Raw genomic sequence first — 23,248 nt, forward strand, 5'->3', positions numbered from 1 at the left:
ACCAAGAAGCACCTTATCCGCTGCCTCAAGCGCTATCTGGCCCGAGAGATCTATCCCCGGTTGATGGCCGACCTGGCCGACATGCAGGCCCTGCAGACGACTTGACAACCATAGGAGCATCACGATGCTCCCGCACCGGAGAGCCGCGATCCGGCCGCGGAGCATGCGCGGATGCTGGCGCTGGCTCATGAGGAGATCACCGCCTGGGTCGTGCGCAACGCCCAAGCCGGCCGCCCACCGGTGCCGCTGTCCTTCGAGCGGGAACTCGCCCAGGCGGTGGTGGCCTCGATGGCCGGGCTGGGCGCGCTGCTTCCCTTGCTGGAACGCGAAGACGTAGAAAACATCCACATCCACGGCTACGACCGCGTCTGGCTGGAGCTGGCCGACGGGTCACTGGAACGCTGGCAATATGTGGTGGCCGACTCCGATGCCACCCTGATCACGATGGTGGCCGACCTGGCCGCCCGGATGGGCCAGACCGCCCGCGAGTTCAGCCCCGCCAACCCGATGGTCTCCTTCCGCATCCCCGCGGGCGGGGTGCTCGGGGCGCGGTTGTCCGCGGTGATGTCGCTGACCGACCGCCCCCGGATCGCCATCCGCCGCCACCGCCTCCACGACGTCGGCCTGGACGACCTCGTGCGGGCAGGCACCCTGGACTCCCTCCTGGTCGCCTTCCTGCGCGCAGCGGTGCGGGCGGGCAAGAACATCGTCGTCACCGGCGGCCCCTACACCGGCAAGACCACCGCCCTGCGCGCCCTGGCCCGGGAAATCCCCGCCAACGAACACCTCATCACCGTCGAAGACGACGCCGAACTGGGCCTGGACCTCCTCGGCACCCACACCCTGGTCACACCCCTGGAGGCCCGGCAGGGCAACGCCGAAGGCGCCGGCGAAGTCACCCTGGACGACCTCCTCAAACAGACATTGCGGCATTCCCCGAGCCGGGTCCTGGTCGGTGAGGTCCGGGCCGGGGAGGTCACCTCCCTGCTGCGCGCGCTGGGCAACGGCGCCGCCGGCGGCATGTGCACCCTGCACGCCGGCTCCGCGGCCGCGGTCACCGACCGCATCGCCGCCCTCGGCCAACTCGCCGCACCTCCGCTGCCGGTGGAGGCCGCCTACCGCTGGACCGCCTCCGCGATCGACCTCGTCGTGCAGCTGGCCAAGGTCGACCACCACGACCCGCACTCCGGCCGGTTCAGTCGCCAGCGTTACGTCACCGAGATCGCCGAACTCGGTCCCGTCGGGGACACCGGCCGCCCCGACCTCACCCACCTGTTCAGCCCCCGCCCAGTGGACGGCCGCGCCATCCCGGCCTACCCACCCAGCCCCGCGTTGATGGCTGATCTGATCCGGCACGGCTTCGACCCCGGCCTGCTGCACCAGACCGAGGGCGACTGGCAACCCGCGTTCCTGCGCCGGGATCTGTCATGACCGCCCTGCCCGCAGTACTGGGTGTGGCCTTGGCGGCCGCGGTCTTGCTGGCCGCCACCAGCCTGCGCGCCCCGGACCTACCCGCCGACCGCGACGGCGCGGCGCCCCGCAGGTGGAACGCCTGGGCGTGGGTGAGTCGGGGGGCTCGGCCGCAGGCCACGCTGTCCGCTGTCGGTGCCGGTGGTCTGGTGTGGTGGGTCAGCGGCTGGCCGGTGGCCGCGGTCGCGGCGGCGATCGGGGTGGTGCTGGTGCCGCGCGCGGTGGCCCAGCCCGGCAACCGCGACATCATCATCACCCTGGAGGCGCTGGCCGAGTGGATCCGGCGTGTGGCCGATCTGCTGGGCTCCGGCGCGGGCGGGCTGGAGTCGGCGTTGACCGCCAGCGCCCGCACCGCCCCCGCCCCGATCGCCGACCACGTCCAAGCCCTGGCCGCGCGCACCCGCGCCGGCGGGACGGAACCGGCGCTGTGGGCCCTCGCCCGCGACCTCGACCACGCCGCAGCCCACCGCGTCGTGGCCTGCCTGCTCCTGCGCCTGCGTAGCGGCGGCCGCGGCCTGCTGCCCATCCTCACCGAGCTGGCACAGTCGCTACGACAAGACGTCGCCGCCCGCCGCGAAGTCGAAGCCGATCGCGCCAAAGTCCGCACCAGTGTGCGGGCGCTGCTGGGCATCATCGCCGCCATGACCGCCGCCTTGTCGGTCTTCACCGAGGACTACCTCACCCCCTTCAACACGCTCGTCGGGCAGTTGTGGCTGGCCCTGGCGCTGGGGTTCCTCGCGCTGGCCTGCGTGTGGCTGGCCGCCTTGACCCGGCCCCGCCCGGAACCAGGATTTCTGTTGTACCGCCCGCGTTTCCTCGGCCGAGCACCACGGCGGTGGACACCGTGAACGCCCTGATCCTCGGAGTCTGCGCCGGGCTCGCCGTCACCTTGCTGGTGATCGCGATAGCGCCACCGGCCCCGCTCAACATCGCCGCGGCCATGGCCCGCGTGCAGAACCACCACGACGCACCCCAGGCCAGTACGACACAGGGGACTCGTCGGCCATCATGGCCGGCGCGCGTCCTGGCCGGGCTCGCGGAGCGTTCGGCGCGAACATCCAACCGGTGGTGGGGCGTGCCGGTGCTGGACCTGGAGTTGTTGGAGCGCACGGTCACCCGCTACGTGGCGGCCAGGCTCGCCTGGGCTGCTCTCGGTGGGCTCACCGCCATTGTTCTCGGTGTCGTCGTCGAGCTGGACATCGTGACGGTCACCCTGCTGACCGCGGTCGCCATGGCCGCCGCCTCACTGCTCCCGGGCGCCCACATCACCCGGGACGCGGCCGCGGCGCGGACGGAGTTCACCCGCACCCTGGCCTCCTACCTCGAACTGGTCGCCCAGGAACGCGCCGCCGGCGCCGCAGCGGCACAAGCGCTCGGCGAGGCCGCCTCCCTGGGCAGTGGCTGGGTCCTCGGCCAGATCCGCGCGATCCTGCACCGCGCCCGCCTCACCGGCACTCCCGCCTGGGACGCCCTTGCCCAGTGGGGACAACGGTTCCGGGTGCCCGCGGTGGTCGAGCTGGCCGACATCCTGGCCACCGCCGCCGAGGGCGCCGCCGTCTACACCACCCTGACCGCCAAAGCCGCCGCACTGCGCCAAGCCACCCTGGCCGCCGACCGGGAAGAGGCCAACCGCCGCTCCGAACGGCTCGTCGGACCGTTGGCGTGCCTGCTGATCGGCTTCCTGATCGTCATCGTCTACCCGCTGATCGCCCGACTGTAGAAGGGATGTGGACACCTCATGCTCCGCGCACCCCGAGCCCCGGACCGCTGGAAACTCCTCCCGCACCGGCTCGCACTCCAGCTCGTCCTCACCGTCACCGACCTGGCCGAGAAAGCCACCACCACCCTGCGTCGCCGTGCTGGCAGGCGCCGGGGCGGGGACGACGGCGTGGAAACGGTGGAGATCGCCATCGGCATCGCCCTAGGTGTCGCGGTGGCCCTGATCGTCTGGGCCGCCTACAAGGCAATCGCCCAGAAGTACCTCGACCAACTGCCCTAAACCGGGATCCACCATGAACAACACCACCGTCCACACAGGACGTAGCCCGGCGCCGCGGCGCCGATGGGAGGACCGCGGGGCGGCGACCGTGCAACTGGCGGTGCTGCTACCCCTGTTCTTCCTACTGTTCTCCGGCGCCACACAGGCCGGGGTGTACTGGTACGCCCGCAGCCTGTGCCAGGCCGCCGCCCAGCACGGCCTGCAAACAGCACGCACGCTCACCGGCACCCCGGCTGAGGGACAGGCCGCCGCCCGCTCCTTCCTGGAGCGCACCGGCAACGGCCTGATCACCAACACCGCGGTCAGCACCACCGGCAGCACGGCCACCACCGTGCGCGTGGAGGTCACCGCCACCGTGCTCCGCCTGGTCCCGATCCCCGGGCTGGACCTGCGCATCACCCGCAGCGTCACCGGCGCCAAGGAACGCTTCACCACCCTCGACGACACCGGGAACCCGCGATGACCCGCCGCCACCCCCGGCGCGGGAGCGCGGCCGGGTCGGTCAGCGTGGAGTTCGCCGCCGCAGCCATCCCCGTCCTGTTGCTGTTCACCACCGTCCTGATCGCCGCCGGCCGGATCATGCTCGCCCACACCGTGGTCACCGACGCCGCCATCGCCGCATCCCGCACCGCTTCCTTGGCCCGCACCGCCCCCCAGGCCCAGCACACCGCCATCGCCACGGCGCGCCGGGTGCTCACCGAACAGCACTTGCACTGCCGCAGCCTCACCGTCACCGTGGACACCTCCGGCTTCACCGTCCCGCCCGGCCAACCGGCCATGGTGTCCGCGACGGTGACCTGCGTGGCCGAACTGGCTGACCTCACCCTCCCCATACCCGGCAGCAAGACCCTCCAGGACACCTTCACCAGCCCCCTGGATCCCTTCCGAGGCCGGACATGAACCCCGCGGGGCGGTCAGCGTCATGACGCCATCCTCGGCTTCGCCCTGGTGCTGGTGCTCGCCCTGGTCGTGGACGGCACCGGGAAGATCCGCGCCTACTCCCGCGCCGATGCCCTCGCCGCCGAAACCGCCCGCGCGGCCTTGACCGCCGTGGACACCCGCAGCACCCCGATCCAACTCGACATCCCCGCCGCCCACACCGCGGCCCGCGGCCACCTGGCCCGCGCTGGCTGCCCCGGCACGGTGGAGATCACCTCCGCCCGCACCGTGCGGATCCAAGTGCGCTGCACCGAGCCGGCCCGGATCGGGCTACTCGGTTCCCACTACACCGTCACCGGCACCGCCACCGCCGGACTCGACATCGGCACCGGACCAACACCGCTTCGTCGGGACCGGTGATGGACGGCCGGGCAGGACCTCGCGGCTGGGCCGACATCGCCCGCGGCCTGGGCGCGGTGCTGCTTGTGCTGACGCTGGTGGTGGGCCTGCCGATCGGACTGCTGGCAGTGGGCAGCGACCCGCGGCAGTTGCTGCCCGACGAGCTACCGGGGCTGGAGGACCTGCCGCGGCGAGAGGAGATCCTGCCTTGGCTGGAATCGGCCTGGCACCGGCTGCGCTTCGCCTATGGCGCCGGCACCCTGATCCCCGATCTGCTGCTGGTGGTGCTCTGGTTGACCTGGCTGGCCATGCTCGGCCTGGTCCTGGCCGAGACCATCCACCAACTGCGCCACGGCATCCGCACCCTGCGCGGCGGGGTCGGTCCGCGGCGGTGGATCGCCGGACTGATCGCCACGGTCCTCATCGCGCTGTTGCCCCAGTCCGCGCTGGCCCTGCCCGCCACCGGGTCGAGAACAGTGGCCACCGCCGTGCACGACCCCGACCGCGTCACCGAGGCCAGGAAAGCCAGCGACAGCAAGCCGTTCACTGTCGATGGCGGGTTGGCGCATCGACGAACGGCGGATCCGGCGGTGCGCCCGGAATGCCTTCGGGTCACTGTGCGGCCCGGTGACACCATGACCAGCCTGGCCCACACCCACCTCGGCGATCCCCGCCGCTACAACGAGATCCACCGCCTCAACGCCGACCGCATCCCCAACCCTGACCTGCTCTACCCCGGCGACGTGCTCCTGCTTCCACCACCAGCCCCGAACACGCCACCGGCCGGGACGCACACCGTGACGGTCACCGCCGGGGAGACCGCTTCCACGATCGCGCAACGGGAGTACGGCCACCACGGCGGCTGGTGGCGACTGTGGGAGGACAACCACCACCGCCCCCAACCCGACGGCCGCGCCTGGACCAACCCGGACCAACTCCGTCCCGGCTGGCAACTCTGGATCACCGCGCCACCACCGCCCCCACCTCCAACACCACCTCCAGCCCCGCCTTCTCCACCCCCTTCAGCACCGCCAACTCCGGCCCCGAACGAGCCCGCGGACCGTGGTGATCCGGCCCCGGCCGAGGCAGGGTTCGAGCTGTCCACCGGTGCCTTTGTCAGCCTCGGCCTGGCCACCGCAGTCACCGCCGCGCTGGCCACCCTCGCCCTCCGGAAGCGCCGCCGCTATCGAATAGGCAGCGGCGAGCGCGCTGACCTGCACCAGCCCCTCGCCCCGGTCGTCCGCGCCTTGCGCATCGTCCACGACCACGCCCTCCCCGCCGCACCATCCACGCCGGCCCTTCCTCCGGGTCAGGCCGTCCTCGGCGTCCGCGACGGCCATGAACTCGCCCTCAACCTGGCCGCCACCCACGGCCTTGGCCTGCAGGGCCCCGGCGCCGCCGCAGCAGCCCGCGCCCTGCTGCTCCACCTGCTCACCACCGCCGCCCAGCACCAGCGCCGGACGCGAATCCTGCTGCCACGCAACGACGCGGACACCGTCTTCGACGGGCTCGACACCACGTGCCTGCCCGGGGCGATCACCGTGACCCCGACCTTGCAGGCCGCCTTGGAGGAGATGGAGGCGGCACTGCTCACCCACACGCGCCTGATCACCGAAACCCGCCAACTCCCACCGGAGCGCGAGCAGCTCGTCCTGCTCGCCCGGCCCACCGCCGGCCAGCATCGACTCCAGGCGATCCTCGACCACGGCACCGCCCTCAACCTGGCCGCCATCCTGCTCGGCCCCTGGCCCCACGGGGCCACCGTCCACGTCGCACCGGACGGCACCACCTCAGCCACCGAGTCCAACCAAGAAGGTCAGCTCGCGGGCATCCGCCTGTTCACCCTGCCCGCCACCGACACCGCCGACGTGCTCGCGGTGCTGCACCAGGCCGCCACCCCGGAGGAACACCCGGCCACCCCGCCCGAACCGGCGAGAGCCGAAGCCACCGCCCTCGAAACCACCGCCACCACCTCCGAAGCGACACCGACCCGGTCCACGACGACCACCCCGGCCAACACCGCACCCACCATCGCGGCGACGCCAGCCGGCCCCGGAGAAACCGAGGAAGACGCTGTCCCGCTGCGGCTCCAGGTGTTCGGGCCACTCCGGCTGAACAGGGTCGACAACGGCGAACCGCATGACCTCACCGGCGCGCTGACCGGCAAGCAGTGGGAAGTCCTGGTCTTCCTGGCTCTGCACCCGCGCGGTGTCCGCCGCGAGGCCCTCAACGAGGCCGTCTGGCCGGAGAGCCCCACCGCCCGCCCCTACAACGCCATGCACTACACGCTCTCCCGGCTCCGCCACGCCATGAGCACGGCAACCGGCGGCCAGATCACCAACCTGATCCGCAACCACGACGGCCGCTACCACCTCGACCACACCCTGGTCAGCACCGACTACCACCGCTTCCAGAGCACCATCACCAGCCGAGACCGATCCACCGAGGCCCGCCACCGCGGTCTGGCCGAGGCTCTCGACCTCTACCGCGGCGACCTGGCCGAGGACCTCAGCAGAACCTGGCTGGACGCGCCGAGGGAAGCCGCCCGCCGCGATGCCCTGGACGCCCTCGGCTTTCTCCTTCGCGCCGAAGCCGATCCCGACATCCGGCTGCGATTGCTGGAGCGCGCACGGCTACTCGACCCCTATAATGAGGACATCTACCGAAGTATCATCCGTACACAGGCCCGGCTAGGACAATTCGATGCCATCAGGCGCACGTACGCACTGCTGATCGCCAGCCTGTGCAACATCGAACAACACCCGAGTCGTGACACCGAGAAGCTCGTCGAGGATATGGAACGCCTCGGCCGGAACGTGCCTTCCGGCAGGCCAGGTTAGGGAAAAGCCGGAATCGAATTCCGATCCGAGCTGACCACGCGTAGGGCCTATGACCCGTGGCGGTGCGATCTCGCCGACGCCGGTCCTACAGTCCCGATGAGGTGCCACCCGGGCTTCCTCGCACCCGTCCAGCTAGGCAGGCAGGGATGCCGACCATCGAAGTCCCCGGTAGCTGCCGCCTGCGGGGCTACCGATGCTGGGGCCGACTCGCCTGCTGGTAGGCATCTGAACAGGTTGGGCGCGGCGGCGGTGTGCCCGGTGATGGTCGACGACCAGCCTCCGCCGGTCGTCCAACTCCCAGCAAATATCTAATCGAACTTGTCATTCCTTCAGGACCTCGCCTTTCATTGACGCCGACCATTCCTGTCCCCAGGGAAAATTGGGCGAATCGAACCATTGGCAATGCGTATGTCGCACCTATTTAGACTGAAAAGAATCATGACAATCACCCGAATTCCCTCTTGTATTTTCCGAAATTCAGGGTAGCGTCGAAGGTGTCAAGCAAAGGGACGGCAACCCTGGAAGCTGACGGTTCACTCTCCAAATATCCGCCTGATCCCTCAAAGGGGATGACTGCAATGACCTGCATTGACACTCATGTCTCCGACTACTCTCTGAACGTTGATGCCGAAGAGACGATTCGCGCCGTGCTCGCCGAGGCAGACCGGCCCTGGGGCCGTCGCCTGAACGACGCGCTGCTGCTGGCTGCGTCCGAGGCAGCGGCCTACGCCGTCACGCCGTACACCCCGGTCCCCATGGCCGACCTCCGCCCGGATGTCCCCCCGCGCGCGGACCGGCCGGACATCGCCGCCTGCGACGCTGCCGGTGTCCTGCACGCGCTGGCCCGAACCGGGTTGGCCGAGGTGCGCACGGTCTGGTCCGAGCCGTACACCGATGCCTACCTGAACACCGGCCGCCGACTTCTCGCCGTGCACGTGCTGCGGCCCTTCGTAGTCCTGGGCGTGCGGTACTGGCATTCCCGCGAGGCACTCGACCACCTGGCCCGGACCGGGCACGCCTACTCCGACCAGTGGGAGCTGACCGAGCGCAGCCACATCGTTCCGGCCGGCTGGTACCTCGTCGGCCTGGTCGGCGATCTCTTCTTCACCCTGGTCGGCGCGGCCGCCATGAACGTCGACCCCGACGAACACCCCGATGTCGTCGCCGAACGCCTCGGGCTGCGCGCCCTGGACACCGAAGGCTTCGGCGCCGAGCACTGCCAGGCCGAGTGCGCAGCCTGTGGCAGCCGGTGGGGCGCCGGGTCCGGATCGTGGTTGTTCCGGCCCGAAGGCGACACCACTGCCCGTGGCTGGGACTTCGACACCCTCGGCGAGGTCAGCGACAACGGCACCGTCCCGTGCCCGCACTGCAAGACCGGTCAGGTCGGATTCTGCATCTCCTGACCACACACCCCGGGGCTGTGCAGGCCCCGAGCGGGCCCTGAACCTTGCGCCCGGCAACACCTTTGCTCTGTCCACACAGGACACCTGTGTGCGGACCGGGGACGGCAACCCCCACCGCGCGCCCTCTCCACATCCCGACCCAACCCCTTTTGGAGGTCGCCATGTCCACCGCCACGAAGACCCGCCACACCAGCCGTCGCAGCCTCACCCCCGAAGAACGGGAAGAACGTATCTCCGCAGCCCGGCAACAGCTGCTTGACGGCGTCGACAAGCTGATGAGTGCCGAGGGCTGGCACCAGCTCATCGCCGCCCGCGCGTGGCTGCGCCGCTACAGCCTCAACAACCTGATCATGATCCTGGAGCAGTGCCCCGAGGCCAGGGACGTCCGCCCCCACTCGGAGTGGAAACAGCTCGGCTACGGCTACATGCGCAAAGGAACCCACAAGATCCAAATCTGGAAGCCGGTGTTCCGCAAGCCCAACCCCGACCAGACCACCACGCCCACGGCGGCCACCACCGATGAGAAGCCCGAGCAGCGCAAGACCCTGTCCGGGTTCATGCTCGTCCCCGTCGTCGACGTCTCCCAGCTCCAAGACACCCCGCCCGCCCCGGCGCCCGTCGCGCAGCCGCGCGCGCTCGCCGGTGACGCTCCGGCCGGCCTGTGGGACGGCATCGCCAACCAGATCCGCGCCCTGGGCTACACCCTCGACCGGGGCGACTGCGGCCCCGCCAACGGCCGGACCAACTTCACCCGCCGACAGGTAACCATCCGGGGCGATCTGGCCTGCGCGCAGGCGGCGAAGACCCTCACCCACGAACTCGCCCACATCCTCTGCGAGCACGACACCCGACCCGCAGCTCTCCGCGCGCTGTGCGAGGTCGAAGCAGAGTCCGTGGCCTGCATCGTAACCGCGGTCTGCGGCCTGGACAGCCTGTCCTACTCCGTGCCCTACGTGGCGCACTGGGCCACCGACCGCGACACCGCCCACGCCAGCGCGCACCGGGTGCTCACCGTCGCCGATCTCATCCTTGGGCGACTGGAGGCAACCTCGGCGAACCCCGAGCCAGCCGACCTGGCCGCCACCGAGGCGCCCGACGGTGACCAGCAGCAGCAGGTTGCGGAAATGGCGTTTGCCTGACCGGCCAGCGGTTCCCGGAACCCAGCCGTGGTGAACGGGTCGGTGGTGGAACCCGGCGGGTGAAACATCCCAAGGGATGCGGCAACTCACCCGCCGGGCCTCTCCAAACATCGACACCCACAAGGAGCACCGACCCCGGCGCCCAAGGGCACCAGGTGCTCAGTCTAGGACCCGTCCCCAACTCGCGCGCCACGCTGGCCGCGCGGCCCCGGCACAGCCGATGCCCAGGCAGAACCGGCTGTGCCCGCAGCACCCCGGGCTACCTCGAACCGATATCACCCGGATCCACAATGGACGGACAGCGACATGAACACCGAGAACTCTTCGACACCGGCGCGGGAACCCGGGACGAGGGAGTTGACCATCTGGCACACCTACGAACAGGGGACCATCCTCGGCGGAACCTCCAAGGGAGATCGCGCCAGCGAGCTGCTCGGGCGCGCCGGACTCGGCTGGCGGTGGTCCCGGCACATCGTGACACCGAACGGAGACGACGGCGCCTGGTACATCCGCATGAGCCGCGACAAACCGGCCCGCCGCGGGCAGATCGAGCACGCGGCCGAGTGTCTCCGCCAGGCCGGCTACCGGGTCGCGGTGCACCTGGACAACACCCCGCGGGACATGCGCGTCTCCGAGGCCGAGCGCGCCGACCGGATGTGCGAGCGCGCCGAGGCGCTGCAGGCCAAGGCCACCGGCCAGCACAACACCGCGGCCAGTCTGGCCGAGCAGGCCGAACGCTGTTTCCCGGACAACGGCCAGCCCCTGCTGGTCGGTCACCACAGCTACGCACGCGATCTGCGCCGCCGGGAACGGGGCTGGACCAAACTCGGCCAGAGCGCCGAACTCGCGGTCACCGCCGAGTGCACCAGCCGCCGCGCGGACACCGCACGAAAACACATGCAGCACCGTCAAGACCCGCTCCGCGTCGCCCGCCGAATCCACACCCTGGAAGCGGAGTTGCGCAGGTGGCAACGCGCACTCAACGAATGCGACGAGCAGCCCGCGGACACCGCCGCCCAGGATGGTCGAGAAGGTCGCCGTCCCGTCCCCGAGTGGAGCACGCGTGCGAGGGAGGAGATCGCCCACCTTGAGAACCAACTCGCCTACTGGCGCGCCCTGCGCCAACAGCAGCTGACCGACGGCACGGCAACCGACTGCGGCCCCGACACGATCAAGAACGGCGACTTGGTGCAGGACAAGGTCGGCTGGGCCGAGGTCGTCCGGGTGAACAGGAAGTCGGTCACGATCAACTTCATGCAACTGCCGGACGGGGAGTGGATCACGTCTACCGTTCGCTACGACCAGATCCGCGAGCATCGTCCCAGGCCGAACTAGGACGGCCCGGGACCTCAGCCGTCAGGCCGATGGGTACCGCTGTTGCAGAAGGCAGCCGACCGAGAACGCCGCTACCCCCGATCGGGTCTACTACGGCTGACGCTAGCTGACCCCGTCCTATGCTTCCGGGCTATGCCTAATACCAGTCGGATCGTCGACCTCGACAACCCGGGCACCTGGCCAACTGTGCTCGCGGGGCGGGTGCGGGAGTTGACCGAGGAAGCCCGCGGGACCACCGACTGCACTGGCGATCTGGCCGTTGAACAGTACGAGGACGAGGTTTGCGGGCTGCTCGACGGCTACCTTGTCCGGGCGTTCCACTGCACCCGTTTGCTTGAGCACGAAGCGGCCAACATCCAGGCACATGGGCTTCGCACGCTCAGCCCGGCTTTGGTCCAGACTCGCCTGACCGAAGCCCGTGACTACGGCTACCTCACCGAAGCCGATCACACCAAGCTCAGCGAGACTCACCACTTCACCACCCAGGCTAGTTGCAAGGCCAACGATCCGCGCCGCGATCAGATTTGCCTGGCATTGCCCGCCGGCGTGTTCGACAGCGAGGCCCACTCCTTTCACCTTTTGCTGTCTTGCTGGGGAGGCGAGGCCATCTACTGGGCCCACGCTGATGACGACGAGGGACTTGGCGGCAAACTGCGCACGCTGGGGCGGCCGACGATCATCGTCACCCTGCTCGATTTCTCTGGGCTCGCGCAACACGACACAGGTCCGACTCTGGCCAACCTGTTCGTTGGAGCCGCTCTCGGCCTAGCAGATGTTCATGGCGGAGTGGACTACTTCAACTCGATCCCGGCGGACCGCATCGACCGGTTGCTGCACCCTGGTGACGCCGACTACGACCGCCACTTGGAGCTACCTCAGCATTAACCGGCAGCTGCCATCAGTCCAGGACCTTCAGCATGTAATAGGCCCACTCTCTCCACATTTCTCACTATGCACCTATTGCTTGACTGAAGGACATCAACTGCCGAGCCTAGAAACTCAATTAACTTGACCTAGCGGCGGCCACGTCGAAGCAAACGTATCAAGGAAGTTAGCACGGATCGTGCATCCTTCCTGCGCTCGGGTTCTGAATGAAAGAGCGCGACTGCGACCGCAAGGCCGAGGTAGACGAGCAGTAGGGCAACTGCAATTGTTGCCATGCTGTTGATTAAACTGGTGATTGACGTAAAGACAGCGGTCCAGTCCGGCAATGTTGCTATCATCATCACTCAACCTCGCCGTAGCGGAGGTAGAGCGACGACCCGCCAAGTCTGATTGCCCAACCAAATGCATCTTCTATGGCCTCCGCCCCGGCCACACCGATCTCGGGGGCGGTGAGACAAGCAACAAGGTCCTCGGGATACGGATCCCGGTTCCAGTGAAGCTTCCAACGCGGACCCTCGCCCCAAAGGGACAGCTTGCGCTCACGTCCGCGGCTGGCCGGCTCCGGCCTCTGCAGCGGGTCGCCCCACCAGTTGGCGACATGCCAGGTTCGTCGAGGATCCCGAGCGGAGATCCGCGTGACGAGAGCCGCGAGAATTATCTCGATCTCGGCGGTCATCGGCGGTATTTGGCCCAGTGCGGCATGCTCGGCGGCTGTTAGAGGTATTTCCAAACGCGGGAAATAATCTAGGTACGATCCATCATGGTTCCACCGAGATCGCGAGACTGCATCCGTCGGCCCGAAGTCCGAGCGCGCCGCGAATACGACTCGGGCACCAGTAGGAGTATGGACGGCATGGAATGTACGGTAGTCATTCCTGGCGACAAGTCGCAGACCTGGCATGCCAAAGCGGAGATCATCATTGGTGGAGATTAGGCGACCGAGGGCGTTCTCAACTGCTCCCGGAATAAGGAAAACCATCTGGTCGTATCGCGGTGATGCGACCATGGTGTACGCCAAGAAGTCGTGCGTGCTATATATGTTCTTCTGGCTAATCTCACTGTTGTAGTTGTTGAATAGATGCAGTGCCACTAGCGCACGAAATCGGCGTTGCTCGGGAGTGCACCGGTCGAGCCCAAGGCATCGGCGACCCAGACCAGCTTTCGCAGCGATTTTGTCCTCGCCGGTGTACGACCGGCGAAGATCGCGAAGTGTGCGCCGGGCAGACGAGGGCATACGTGATCCATCTCCGACGGCTCGGCCCGCCAATGGTCACGTTGCTGTCACAGGTCACGCGGAACTGCCACACAAAGCAGGTGACCCACACCTCTCAACGTCGTACGCGGTGGTGCCGAGACCGTCCGCTGGACGCCATAGCAGCCCTTTGTGCGAGGCCGCATCTTCCATTGAAGACAAGAGCACCCTAGCACAGCGCCGACCGAGGCGATCACACACCTGGGAGGCAGGAGCTAGACGTTGAGGTAGGTGCCTGCGGACTTGCCTTCAGCGGGTAGGTGCCCAACAGCCTTCAAGTTTGTGTGCGACGAACCCGATTTCAAGTTGCGCCACGGATGGCGGGAAGATCGACCGGTCGCCAACTACGCTCGATGCTCTACCTATTACTATGGATTCCGGCGCATCGGACGGGTTGCACCAATGTAGTCGTCGTTCTTGTATCGGTAGCTGTCGATCTGGACGGGCTGGCCGAAGGTCGGTGCGTTGATCATTTTGCCGTTGCCTAGGTACAGGCCAACGTGGCGGATCTTGATGTGCGGGTTGCCGTAGAACACGAGGTCTCCCGGCAGCAGCGGCTGCCCGACTGGGACGCCTGGGCCAGCCTGGAACTGGGTATGTGCGGTGCGCGGCAGGCTGATCCCAGCGTGGGCGTAGGCAGCTTTGGTCAACCCGGAGCAATCGAACCCGCCCTCGGCCCCGCCGTCGCCGCCCCAGACATAGGGCTGGCCGAGTTGTTGGCAGGCAAAGCTAATCGCGGCGTGCGCGGCCAGGCTGAGTGCCTGGACGTCAGTGCAATTCCCGGTTCCTGCCACTGAGGCGGCAGCGGCGTAACGCTCGGCTTGAGCGAGGACTTTGCGGACGTACCAGTCGGCGCGGTTGTAGGTGAAGATCGCGCGGTAGAGGTCCTGCCCACCGCGGGCGCCGGAGTCACACAGGTAGTGCGCGGCGGCGTGGATCGCATCGTGCGGGTTGTAGCGCGAGGGTGGGGTTGCGCCGCCTGGCGGCAGCCGGTGGCGGCGCAGGACTTCGTCGAAGGTGCCGGCCAGGAACTGCATCGGACCGGCCGCGCCGGCGTGGTTCTGGCCGTTGTGGACTCCGGGGAGGGTGGAGCGGCCGTGGTCGGTTTCGATTTTGCCGATGGCGGCCAGGATGCTCCAGTCCAGTCCGGGGCATTGGGGGGCCGCGGTGCGGTAGAGGGCGAGGTAGTTGCCCGGGATGTCGGCCAGGGCCTCGGCGCCGGGGTGGCTGCTGGTGCCGCCGGTCACGGTTGCGGCGAGGTGGGTGAGGAAGGCGGCGATGGCCACCGGGATCGCCACGATGACCGCCATCGCGGCGAGCACGAGTTTCACGGCTGAGCCCTGCGGGCTGGAGCTGGAGGGGGCATTGGCGTTGGTGGCGCCAACTTGGTCAGGGCCGTGGTGGACCCGCGGACCGGCTCGGTGGTGGTGGAGGAGGAGGAGTTCGTGATCGGCCACAGGTCGGCGAGGTCGATCAGATCGAGGCGCCGTGGGGTGGTGGCTGGTTCGGTCAGTGGAAGCCACCCCGCGGTCGCGGAGCGGCCTGTGGCGATGGCCGGGGGCGTTGTGGTGGCGATGGGGACCAGGGCGGGGTGGACCAGGCTGGCCGTGGCTTCGGCCAGGGCGCGGCGGGCGGTGGCCTCGCGGCGGTGGCTGGGGAAGTGGAAGAGCACGGGGGTGCGGATCGCGGTGGCCGCGGCCAGGCGGGCGTAGTCGGTGAGCTTGGTGGTGAGGCGGGTGAGGGTTTCGGTGCCGAAGTCGTACTCCAGGAAGAACTCGAACTCGCGTCCGGCTTCTTGCCAGCGGCCGTAGGCGTCGGGGCGGACGATGTCGCCGAAGTGGGCCGCACAACGGGTTTCCGGCCACCAGGCGGTCAGGTGGCTGCGGGTGGCGGGGTGGCGGGCGTGGGCGATGAGGGCGGTGAAAAGGCCGTTGACACCGATGGTGTGGGCCAGGCGCAGGGAGTGGGCGATGCCGATGGCGGTGGTGTGGCGGTAGCCGAGGGTTTCTGGGGCCAGGCCGTCTTCGTGGGCCAGCACGGTCGCGCCGGCGGTGTCGAGGATGTAGTGCATCGGCATCGTGCCGGTGGTGATGAAGGGCTGGAAGCGGTCCAGGACGCGCCAGAGGTAGAGCTGGCGGAGGCGGTGGTTGGCCGCGCGGGTGGAGGGGAAGGCCAGCTGCTCGATCTGGTGGGTGGTGAACACGCGGTGCTCGAAGAGCATCCTGGCCAGCCACCGGTCGCGTGGGGTGAGTCGGGCGGCCAGTTGGGCGTGGTGGGCGCCGGTGGCCGCGGCGCGTGGGGTGGGGCGTTGGGGTAGGTGGCCGCGGAGTTTCCGTTGGGGCGTGACGTTGGTGATCATCCTGTTCTCCTGGGTGGTGGTCAGGCGGCCCGGCGTGGGTCGCGGCCGGTGCGGGTGGCCGGTCCGGGTGCTGGGGTTGGTGGGCGGGTGTTGGCTGTGGCGGCGGTGCGGATGGTCTGTGCGCGGCCGGGGATGGGGGGTGGGAGTTTGCGGGTGCGGGCGGTGAAGGGGTGGGCTTCTTCGCCGTCGGTGAGCAGGCGGGCGGCGATGTGGAAGGCGCCCAGGTGGGACAGGTCGTGTTCGGTGAGGCGGGGGTGGGTGTGGCGGGCCAGGTGGCGGGCGTCTTCGGGACTGGCGGTGAAGAAGACTTTCGAGCGGGTGTTGGCCGAGATGCCGGCGTGCAGGTCCTTGGTGAGCTGGTCGAGGTGCTGGTGGGCCAGGACCATGGACAGGCGGTAGCCGCGGGCCTCGGCGAGCAGGTCTTCCAGGGGGTGGGGCATGTTCAGGAAGTTGTGGCATTCATCGACGTAGAGTGCGCAGTCGCGGCGTCGGCGTTGTGAGAGGCGGGCGCGGCGGGTGGCGGCTTGCCAGACCGCGGCCACGATGATGGATCCGACCAAGCTGGTGGTGTCGATGCCGAGGGCGTCTTTGGCGATGCGTACCAGGCAGATTCCGCCGTCGAGGACCTTGGTCATGTCCACTGTGGAGGGTCCTGCGGCCAGGGCGTTGCGTACGAACGGGCGTAGCAGCAGGCCGCGGAGTTTGTTCATCAGCGGGGCGATGATGTGGGCGCGGGCGGGATCGGACAGCGTGTTGTAGCCGGCCCAGAAGCCCAGCAGGACCTCGTCGCGGAGGTGTTCGGTGGCGCGGTCGCGGAAGGCGCGCACCGTGAGCAGTTTGGGCACGTCCAGCAGGGTGGGGGTGCCGGGCTGGGTGGTGAGGGTGAGCAGGCTCGCGCGGAGGATGTCCTCGGTGCGGGGGCCCCAGGAGGAGGCGTAGATCCGGGCGAAGATCGAGACCAGGTTGTCCACGGTGCGGGCGGTGTCGTTGCCCTCCAACGGGTTGAGTACCGGGGGGTGGGTGGGGCTGTCGGCGTCGAAGAGCACCACCTTCTCGCCTACCTCCTCGGGTAGGCGCTGTAGTAGGTCGTGGATCAGGTCGCCTTTGGGGTCGATGACCACGACGCCGCGGCCGGCTTGGGCGTCGGCGAGCACGAGGTTGGCGATCAGTTCGGACTTGCCGGAGCCGGTCTTGCCCAGGATGTGGAGGTGGTGGCGGGCATCGGCGACGTGCAGGCCGATCGGGCGGGGGTGTCCGGTGTCGCTGATCCCGAGTGGTTTGACCTGTGGCCCGGTGGTGGCGATGCCGGGTGGTGGTGGGAGGGCGCGGGCTCCGGCGCGGTGCAGGCCGGGAACGGCTTCGTCCAGGGGCAGGTGGGCCAGGGCGGCGAGTTCGGGCACCGAGAGCAGATCACCGGTGTCCAGGCGCCGGGAGGCGATCGTGGCCGGTGGGTGGGGTAGGCGGGTGCGGCGGTAGTGGTTGTGTTCGGCGTAGGGGGCGAAGGCGGAGGCCAGGGCGTGGCCTCGGCCGCGGAGCACGGCCTGGATCGCGGCGCGTTCCTGCGGGGTGGGTTCGGCGGTCAGGGTGGTGGCGGCGAGGTAGCGGATGCGGGTGTCGTATTGCGGTTCTCGCTGTTTGGCCACGATGGCCCGGTCCTGGGCGTTGTAGTCCATGCTGGTCTGCCGATCCAGCCGCGGTGCCGCGGTGTTGGTGCGGGTGGTGTGGGTGGTGTGGGTGCCGGGGGTGAGCAGGTCGAGCAGGCTGCTGATCGGGTTGATCGGCCGGCCGGTGTGCAGGCGTTGGGCGGCGCGGCGGGCCCGTACGAGGCGGCGCCCGGTGACCGGGCGGGCCAGGATCTGCACGCGGATGTTTTCGTGCGGGCCGAGGGTGCCTGGGACGCCGAGCAGGGCGCGGAGGGGGTCGGTGGCGAAGTCGGTGCGGATGGGCAGCGCTTCGGTGCGGGCCAGGCGGAGTTCACCGCCGACCGCTTCGAGATGACCGCCGTGGTGCGGAGGTGGTGCCGGGGTGGTGTGGGTGCGTGCGCCGGGCCAGGCGGCTTCGATGGCGCGCTCGACCAGCCCTGGGGGTATGAGGCCGGGGACCCACAGCTGGATCTGCAGGCCGTTGGCGGTGAAGTCGTACTCGAAGCTGAGGTGGGGCTGGCCGTGCAGCAGTCGTTTCCAGGCGGGGTGGAGCAGGCCGATGAGGTTGGACCACAAGGTGATCGCGCCGGTGGGCTCGACTGTGGGCGGGGCCAGCACGGTGATCAGCCGGGCATCAGCGGCCAGCCGGGTGTGGTTGCGGCAGCACCAGGCCCGGCGGAAGAGCGCCACCGAGGTTGCCAGCACCAGGAGGACACCGGCGGCCGTCGGCCCCCAGTTCAGGAGCAGGTCCCTGGCCGCGGTCGCCAGGTTGGCGAGCGCGCCCCACGGGTTGAGCAGGTAGTCCGCGATCGGCGAGGCGTACGGTTTCCCGTTGCCTTCCAACAGGTTCCCGGCGGGCCGCAAGTGCGGGGTGACGTTAGGCAGCATCAAGATCGACCTCCTCGGCTAGCTCACTGACGGCCCCGGGGGCCAGGGACTCCAGGTCTACGAACGCCTCTGGTGTGGTCTCTGGTGTGGTCTCGGTCAGGGCGGCCAGCTCCGCGGGTGAGGTGGTGATCAGGGCGTGTTCGGCCGGGGAGGCGAGGGCTTGGAAGGCGACCCGGTGGGGTCCGGTGGCCAGCAGGCCTTGGCCCTGGGCGGCGGAGAGCAGGAATTGGCGTTCGCCGGCGGAGAGGGTGAAGGCGTGGCCGATCTCCTCGATGGCCTGTGGGGCCTGGCGCAGCAGGATCTGGGTGGAGGCGTTGGCGATCACGGCCTTGCCGATGTCGGAGCCCAGGACGTCGGCGGCGTCCTGGGTGGCCACGGTGAGTCCGGCCCAGTGCTTGCGGCCGGCTTTGGCCATGCGGAAGAGGAACTCCGCGCCGGCGGGCTGGCGCATCAGCATCCAGGCTTCGTCGACCACGACCAGCCGGGGGCGGCGGATCGCGGCGTTGGAGACCTGCCGCCACACCGCGTCCAGTGCGAGCAGGGTGCCGAGGGGTTTGAGTTCCTCGGCCAGCTCCCGCAGGGAGAACACGACGAAGTGTCCGTCCTGGCGCAGGGTGGTGGGCTTGGCGAACAGCCCGGAGAACGCGCCGGTGGTGTAGGGCTGTAACCGCGCGGCCAGTGTCACCGCGGCCGGGTCGCGCACCTGGGTCAGGGCGGTGGCCAGGTCGGCCAGCAGCGGGGCCGGGCGTAGCCAGGTGCGCGGGTCGGCGGTGATCCCGGCCGCGGCGTAGGTCGCGGTGATGGCGCGGTCCAGGGCGAGGCGTTGGGTGGCGTCGAGTTCAGCGCCGAGCAGGACGGCGACCACGGTGTGCAGGAACAGGCAGCGGCGCACCAGGGCGTCTCGGGGTGCGGTGCGCCGCCCGTCTGGGCGGGTGTGCACTGGCAGGTCGAGGGGGTTGAGGTGGATTTCGGTGGCGCCCAGTTGCAGGTGGGTGCCGCCGATCGCGGCGGCCAGGCGGGCGTATTCGTCTTCGGGGTCGACGATGAGCACCTGGACGCCGCGGTAGAGCGAGCGTAGGGCTTCGAGTTTGACCAGGTAGGACTTGCCGGCGCCGGAGCTGCCCAGGATGACGGAGTTGTGGTTGGCGCAGGCGAAGCGGTCGTGGTGGACCAGTCCTTGGGAGCCGAGGTTGAACCCGTAGAGCACCCCGGTCGGTGCCGCGGCGGAGGCCGGGTCCGGGGCCGGGAGGTCTGGGCTGGGGAACGGGAAGCTGGCCGCGAGCGCGGTGGTGTCGAAGGTGCGCCGCAACCCGAGCTGATCCAGGCCCAGTGGCAGGGTGGTGATCCAGGCTTGCAGGCTGCGGTAGCTGGCGGGTTTGGCATCCAGCAGCAGGGAGGCGGCCAAGGAGCGGACCGCGGCGACCTCAGTCGCCAATTCCTGCGCGGTATGGGCGTGCACGGTGAGGTAGAGGCCGAAGCGGAACAGCTTGTCCTGGCTGCGGGCCAGCCGATCGGCCAGGTCTTCGGCATCGCGCAGCGCGACCGCGGCGTGCGGGTCCAGGCCGGTGCCGGAGCCGAGCCGGGCGACCTGTTTCTTGAGGCGGTCGGCGGCGGTGACCGGGTCGACGGGCTCGATGTGCAGGCTGACGTCCAGGCGCCCGGGGTAGGTCAGCAGCGGCTGGAGCCAGCCGGGGTGGACCTCGCGCGGGTAGCCGGTGACGGCGAAGGAGGCCACCTGCTCGCCGCCGACCTCCAGGTGCCGGGCGCCGACGGTGATCGCGTCCGGGGTGAACACCCCGCTGCCCGCGGTGCTGGTGCGCCTCATCGCGGTTCACCTCCGTCCTGGTGGGTGCTGGCGGTGGTGCCGAAGGCGGCCGGGTTCCAGCCGCCGGTGGGCGCGGTGGTGATCACTTCGTCGGCGGTGGCCATCGCGGTGCCGGGCGGGATGAGCGAGTCGGGGTTGCAGGCCGCGGCCAGCACGCTGGTCGCCGTGCCGGGATCCAGCGCGGTGACGGTGATCCCGGCCGGTGCCAGCAGCGCGGTGGCTTCCTGCACCCGCTGGGCAAGCCGCGTCTCCGCGGCGCGGCGCGCTCCCTCATCCGGATGCGCCGGTGGGCGGCCTCGACGCAGCAGCGCCAGCGGCGAACCGACTCCGCCTGAGCCGGTGGTGTGGAGGGGTTCGCGCAGGACCAGGAGGACTTGCCGGCGCAGCAAGTCGGTGGTGGCGGCCAGCTGGGTGAGGTAGTCGGCGTGTTCGCGGGCAGCTTGTTCCAGCGCGGGATGGGGTAGCCGGGGCGCGCCCTCGTGCAGTTCGGCGATCTGGGTGGACAGGTCCAGGTGCTGGGCGCGCACCAGCAGTTGCGCCGGGGCGGTCAGGCCGTTGAGGAAGCGGGCGAAGACGGCGACGAGGGCTTGTTGCTCGGCGGCGGTGCGCAGCCCGAAGTTGACCGTGGAGCACACGGCCAGCACGGCCAGGCCGTCCGGGCCGAGGTCGATGACCCCGGCGTCGGTGACGGCTTCGGCGGGCAACTCCAGCGGCACCGGGGACACTGCCCCGGACCCGCCCGCGGTGGTGGCGTGCTGGGCCAGCCACTGCGGGACGGCGGGGATGCCTTCGGGGGCGGCGACGCGGTGCCGCGGGCTCAGCGCCTGCCGCAGTGCGGCCAGGGCGAGACGGTCCAGGCTGATCCCGTCCCGCTGCCCCAGCGCGACGACCGCGGTGATCGCCGCGATCGGCAGCGCGGCCAGTGCGAAGACCAGCAACGGGATCAGGTCACGGGTGAGGTGGTAGGCGCCGTAGAGCAGTCCGGCGGCAGCGGCGAGGATGAGTACCTGCCGTCCGGTGAGCGGGCCGAGGATGCGATCGGGCCGGTCGACGTCGGCTGGGATGCGGATGGGTGCGGTCACTTCTCACCTCCAGGTCGAGTCGGCGGAGTGGGTCCCGGCGGCTGGAACAGCACCGCGGACGGGGCGGACGCCGGACCGCTCGCCGGGGTCTCCGCCGGGCCGGGTGGTGGTTGGAATTGGAGCGGGGCGGGAGCGTGGGAACGGGCGCGGCGGCCGAGGGGAGCCACCGCCGGATGCCCGAACACCGGGGCCGCAGGCGCGGAGTCGGCGATGCGGGGCTGGACCAACTGCTCCGGGGTGGCGGGCTGGAACCGCAAGTGCGTGGGCACCGGCGCGGCGGGCACGAGAACTGGGGTGTTCGCTGGGACCGCGGCGGTCTGGAACCGCAGAGGACTGGGCGCGGCCGCGGGGCGGGCGATGGGCGTAGCGGTGGTGGGCCGGTCGGGGACCGGGGGCTGGAACTGGGTCATGGTGGGGGCCTCCGAGGCGTGACGCGGAGCCAGGTCGTGGGTCGGGGTCTGCGGGGCGGGTTGCTGGAAGCGGACCGCGCCGACCCGGCTGCCCGGCTGCTGGTGAATGTGGGCGGCGGCGCGGTGCTCGCGCAGACGGCGGGCGATGGCCTCCGGGCCGCCGATGCCGGCCAGGCCGCCCCACTGGCGGATCGCCATCGGCCACGGCGGCTCGCTGACCGCACCCGGCTGCGGCCGCACGGCGGCGGCGCGGGTGTGGGAGTGCGCGGTGCTTCTGCGATGTCCGCTGACCAGGCCGAAGGTCTTGCCGATGACGTAGGCGCGCAGCAGCCCGCCCATCAGGGACCGGCCCTGGCTGATCTTGAGCGGCTTGAAGATCCAGAAGGGGATCTTGACCAGGATGTAGAGCAGCGCGAGCCCCACCAACAGGTTGACCAAGCCCCCGGTGGTTGGCCCGAACACCGTGAACCCCGGGGCCAGGATCACCCGCAACGCGGTGATCAAGGTCAACGACTGGGCAAGCTGCACCGCCAGACAGCCGCCGAAGGCTTTCCACCACCACCTAGCGACCCCGTCGGAGACCGACAGGGCGTGGCCCATGAGCAGCAGCGGGGCGGCCACGATGAGGATCACGGTCAGGGCGACCCGCACGATGTAGGTCAGCAGCACCGCGATCACGCCGATGGCCACCGCGATCATCAACAGGGCCTGGATGATGCTCATCCCGAAGGCCGGGTTGAGCAGGAGGAGCTTGAGCGCGTCGGCGGCCTCGGTCGGGTTCACCCCGGGCCCCATCACCGCGGCCGAGAGCGCGTTGGCCAACTCGATGGCCTTGACCGCCACGAACAGCGACAGCGCGCTGGCCAGAAACCCGGTGAGCAGCCGCGGCAGGATCTCCTGCGCCGAAGAGCGGGTCTGCACGGTCTGGTAGGCCATCAGCTGGATCCCGGCGAAGACCACGAGCAGCCCGTAGCAGGCCAGCACGATCTCCCAGGAGGACTGCCACAACTGCCCGATCCGGGGCACCGATGCCGGGGTCGGGGTGGTGAGCAGGGTGTTGCCGAGCAGCTCCAGCAACGGGTTGAGCGCGGAAGCGGCCATGTCCCGGAACAACTCGGTCAGCATGGTGTCCAGGCAGACCGACCAGGTCGAGGTGTCCCACAGGGAGCACACCAGCTTCCCCGACCCGCCCGGCTGGCCCGGCGGTCGGCCGGGGGTGGTCGGTTGCGGGATGCAGCCCGGCCCGGTGCAGGGTCCCGGTGACGTGCTCGGCACCGTGGTGGTGATCGGGTTCGTGGAGGTGGGCGGCGCGGGCGGAGTGGGTGCAGGGGTTGGCTGGGCGCTTGCGGTGACCGCCAAGGCCGCGGCCAGCAGCAGGCCCAGGCTCACCGCCAAGGCCCATCCGGCCCAGGTCCGGGGCACTCCGCGGCGGCGTGGCCT

The 23,248-nt window shown here is 69.7% G+C and carries 19 protein-coding genes; 12 read left to right on the forward strand and 7 right to left on the reverse strand.

Going from position 1 to position 23,248, the window contains the following annotated elements; genetic code table 11:
* The first annotated feature begins 171 nt into the window (after positions 1-171).
* From ACTOWY_RS23255 to ACTOWY_RS23310, 12 genes are all read left to right on the forward strand, one after another.
* The gene (locus ACTOWY_RS23255; protein WP_441311769.1) at positions 172-1,431 is read left to right on the forward strand and encodes a CpaF family protein; all 1,260 of its coding nucleotides are present in this window, start codon (positions 172-174) and stop codon (positions 1,429-1,431) included.
* Entirely contained in the window at positions 1,428-2,318 is an 891-nt protein-coding gene (locus ACTOWY_RS23260) for a type II secretion system F family protein (protein WP_441311770.1), read from the forward strand. The genes ACTOWY_RS23255 and ACTOWY_RS23260 overlap by 4 nt, the downstream gene beginning before the upstream one ends.
* The gene (locus tag ACTOWY_RS23265) at positions 2,315-3,190 is read left to right on the forward strand and encodes a type II secretion system F family protein (RefSeq protein ID WP_441311771.1); all 876 of its coding nucleotides are present in this window, start codon (positions 2,315-2,317) and stop codon (positions 3,188-3,190) included. Before ACTOWY_RS23260 ends, ACTOWY_RS23265 begins: the two co-directional genes overlap by 4 nt.
* Before the next feature lie 18 nt (positions 3,191-3,208).
* Positions 3,209-3,469: a hypothetical protein gene (locus ACTOWY_RS23270; protein WP_441311772.1), complete on the forward strand. Its 261-nt coding sequence runs from the start codon at positions 3,209-3,211 to the stop codon at positions 3,467-3,469.
* A gap of 13 nt (positions 3,470-3,482) precedes the next feature.
* A complete protein-coding gene (locus ACTOWY_RS23275) occupies positions 3,483-3,932 on the forward strand; it encodes a TadE/TadG family type IV pilus assembly protein (RefSeq protein ID WP_441311773.1) in 450 nt (149 codons plus the stop codon).
* Complete coding sequence (locus ACTOWY_RS23280; RefSeq protein ID WP_441311774.1) at positions 3,929-4,369, forward strand: TadE/TadG family type IV pilus assembly protein; 441 nt, start codon at positions 3,929-3,931, stop codon at positions 4,367-4,369. Before ACTOWY_RS23275 ends, ACTOWY_RS23280 begins: the two co-directional genes overlap by 4 nt.
* Positions 4,370-4,417: 48 nt before the next feature.
* On the forward strand, positions 4,418-4,768 hold the full coding sequence (locus ACTOWY_RS23285) for a hypothetical protein (protein WP_441311775.1): 351 nt from the start codon (positions 4,418-4,420) through the stop codon (positions 4,766-4,768).
* Positions 4,768-7,587 carry a LysM peptidoglycan-binding domain-containing protein gene (locus ACTOWY_RS23290; RefSeq protein ID WP_441311776.1) on the forward strand — a complete coding sequence of 940 codons (2,820 nt, stop codon included), beginning with the start codon at positions 4,768-4,770 and terminating at the stop codon, positions 7,585-7,587. The genes ACTOWY_RS23285 and ACTOWY_RS23290 overlap by 1 nt, the downstream gene beginning before the upstream one ends.
* A gap of 647 nt (positions 7,588-8,234) precedes the next feature.
* Positions 8,235-8,990 carry a hypothetical protein gene (locus ACTOWY_RS23295; protein WP_441311777.1) on the forward strand — a complete coding sequence of 252 codons (756 nt, stop codon included), beginning with the start codon at positions 8,235-8,237 and terminating at the stop codon, positions 8,988-8,990.
* A gap of 161 nt (positions 8,991-9,151) precedes the next feature.
* On the forward strand, positions 9,152-10,129 hold the full coding sequence (locus ACTOWY_RS23300; protein WP_441311778.1) for a hypothetical protein: 978 nt from the start codon (positions 9,152-9,154) through the stop codon (positions 10,127-10,129).
* Positions 10,130-10,435: 306 nt separating this feature from the next.
* Positions 10,436-11,464 (forward strand): DUF3560 domain-containing protein, encoded by a 1,029-nt coding sequence (locus ACTOWY_RS23305; protein WP_441311779.1) that lies wholly within the window; start codon positions 10,436-10,438, stop codon positions 11,462-11,464.
* A 132-nt stretch (positions 11,465-11,596) separates the two neighbouring features.
* Positions 11,597-12,349, forward strand: a complete 753-nt coding sequence (locus ACTOWY_RS23310) for a hypothetical protein (protein ID WP_441311780.1) — start codon at positions 11,597-11,599, stop codon at positions 12,347-12,349.
* Positions 12,350-12,689: 340 nt separating this feature from the next.
* On the opposite strand, the gene ACTOWY_RS23315 is transcribed toward ACTOWY_RS23310, so the two are convergent.
* From ACTOWY_RS23315 to ACTOWY_RS23345, 7 genes are all read right to left on the reverse strand, one after another.
* Entirely contained in the window at positions 12,690-13,025 is a 336-nt protein-coding gene (locus ACTOWY_RS23315; protein ID WP_441311781.1) for a hypothetical protein, read from the reverse strand.
* 944 nt (positions 13,026-13,969) lie between these two features.
* Positions 13,970-14,932 carry a C40 family peptidase gene (locus ACTOWY_RS23320; RefSeq protein WP_441311782.1) on the reverse strand — a complete coding sequence of 321 codons (963 nt, stop codon included), beginning with the start codon at positions 14,930-14,932 and terminating at the stop codon, positions 13,970-13,972.
* Positions 14,929-15,960: a replication-relaxation family protein gene (locus ACTOWY_RS23325; protein WP_441311783.1), complete on the reverse strand. Its 1,032-nt coding sequence runs from the start codon at positions 15,958-15,960 to the stop codon at positions 14,929-14,931. The genes ACTOWY_RS23320 and ACTOWY_RS23325 overlap by 4 nt, the downstream gene beginning before the upstream one ends.
* Positions 15,961-15,980: 20 nt before the next feature.
* Positions 15,981-18,491 carry a type IV secretory system conjugative DNA transfer family protein gene (locus tag ACTOWY_RS23330; protein ID WP_441312035.1) on the reverse strand — a complete coding sequence of 837 codons (2,511 nt, stop codon included), beginning with the start codon at positions 18,489-18,491 and terminating at the stop codon, positions 15,981-15,983.
* Entirely contained in the window at positions 18,481-20,316 is a 1,836-nt protein-coding gene (locus ACTOWY_RS23335; RefSeq protein WP_441311784.1) for a VirB4 family type IV secretion system protein, read from the reverse strand. Before ACTOWY_RS23335 ends, ACTOWY_RS23330 begins: the two co-directional genes overlap by 11 nt.
* The gene (locus ACTOWY_RS23340) at positions 20,313-21,398 is read right to left on the reverse strand and encodes a PrgI family mobile element protein (RefSeq protein ID WP_441311785.1); all 1,086 of its coding nucleotides are present in this window, start codon (positions 21,396-21,398) and stop codon (positions 20,313-20,315) included. Before ACTOWY_RS23340 ends, ACTOWY_RS23335 begins: the two co-directional genes overlap by 4 nt.
* Entirely contained in the window at positions 21,395-23,203 is a 1,809-nt protein-coding gene (locus tag ACTOWY_RS23345) for a hypothetical protein (protein WP_441311786.1), read from the reverse strand. The genes ACTOWY_RS23340 and ACTOWY_RS23345 overlap by 4 nt, the downstream gene beginning before the upstream one ends.
* Positions 23,204-23,248 lie beyond the last annotated feature (45 nt).

Origin of the sequence: Crossiella sp. CA198, from assembly GCF_052078295.1 — a bacterium.
Classification (GTDB): domain Bacteria; phylum Actinomycetota; class Actinomycetes; order Mycobacteriales; family Pseudonocardiaceae; genus Crossiella.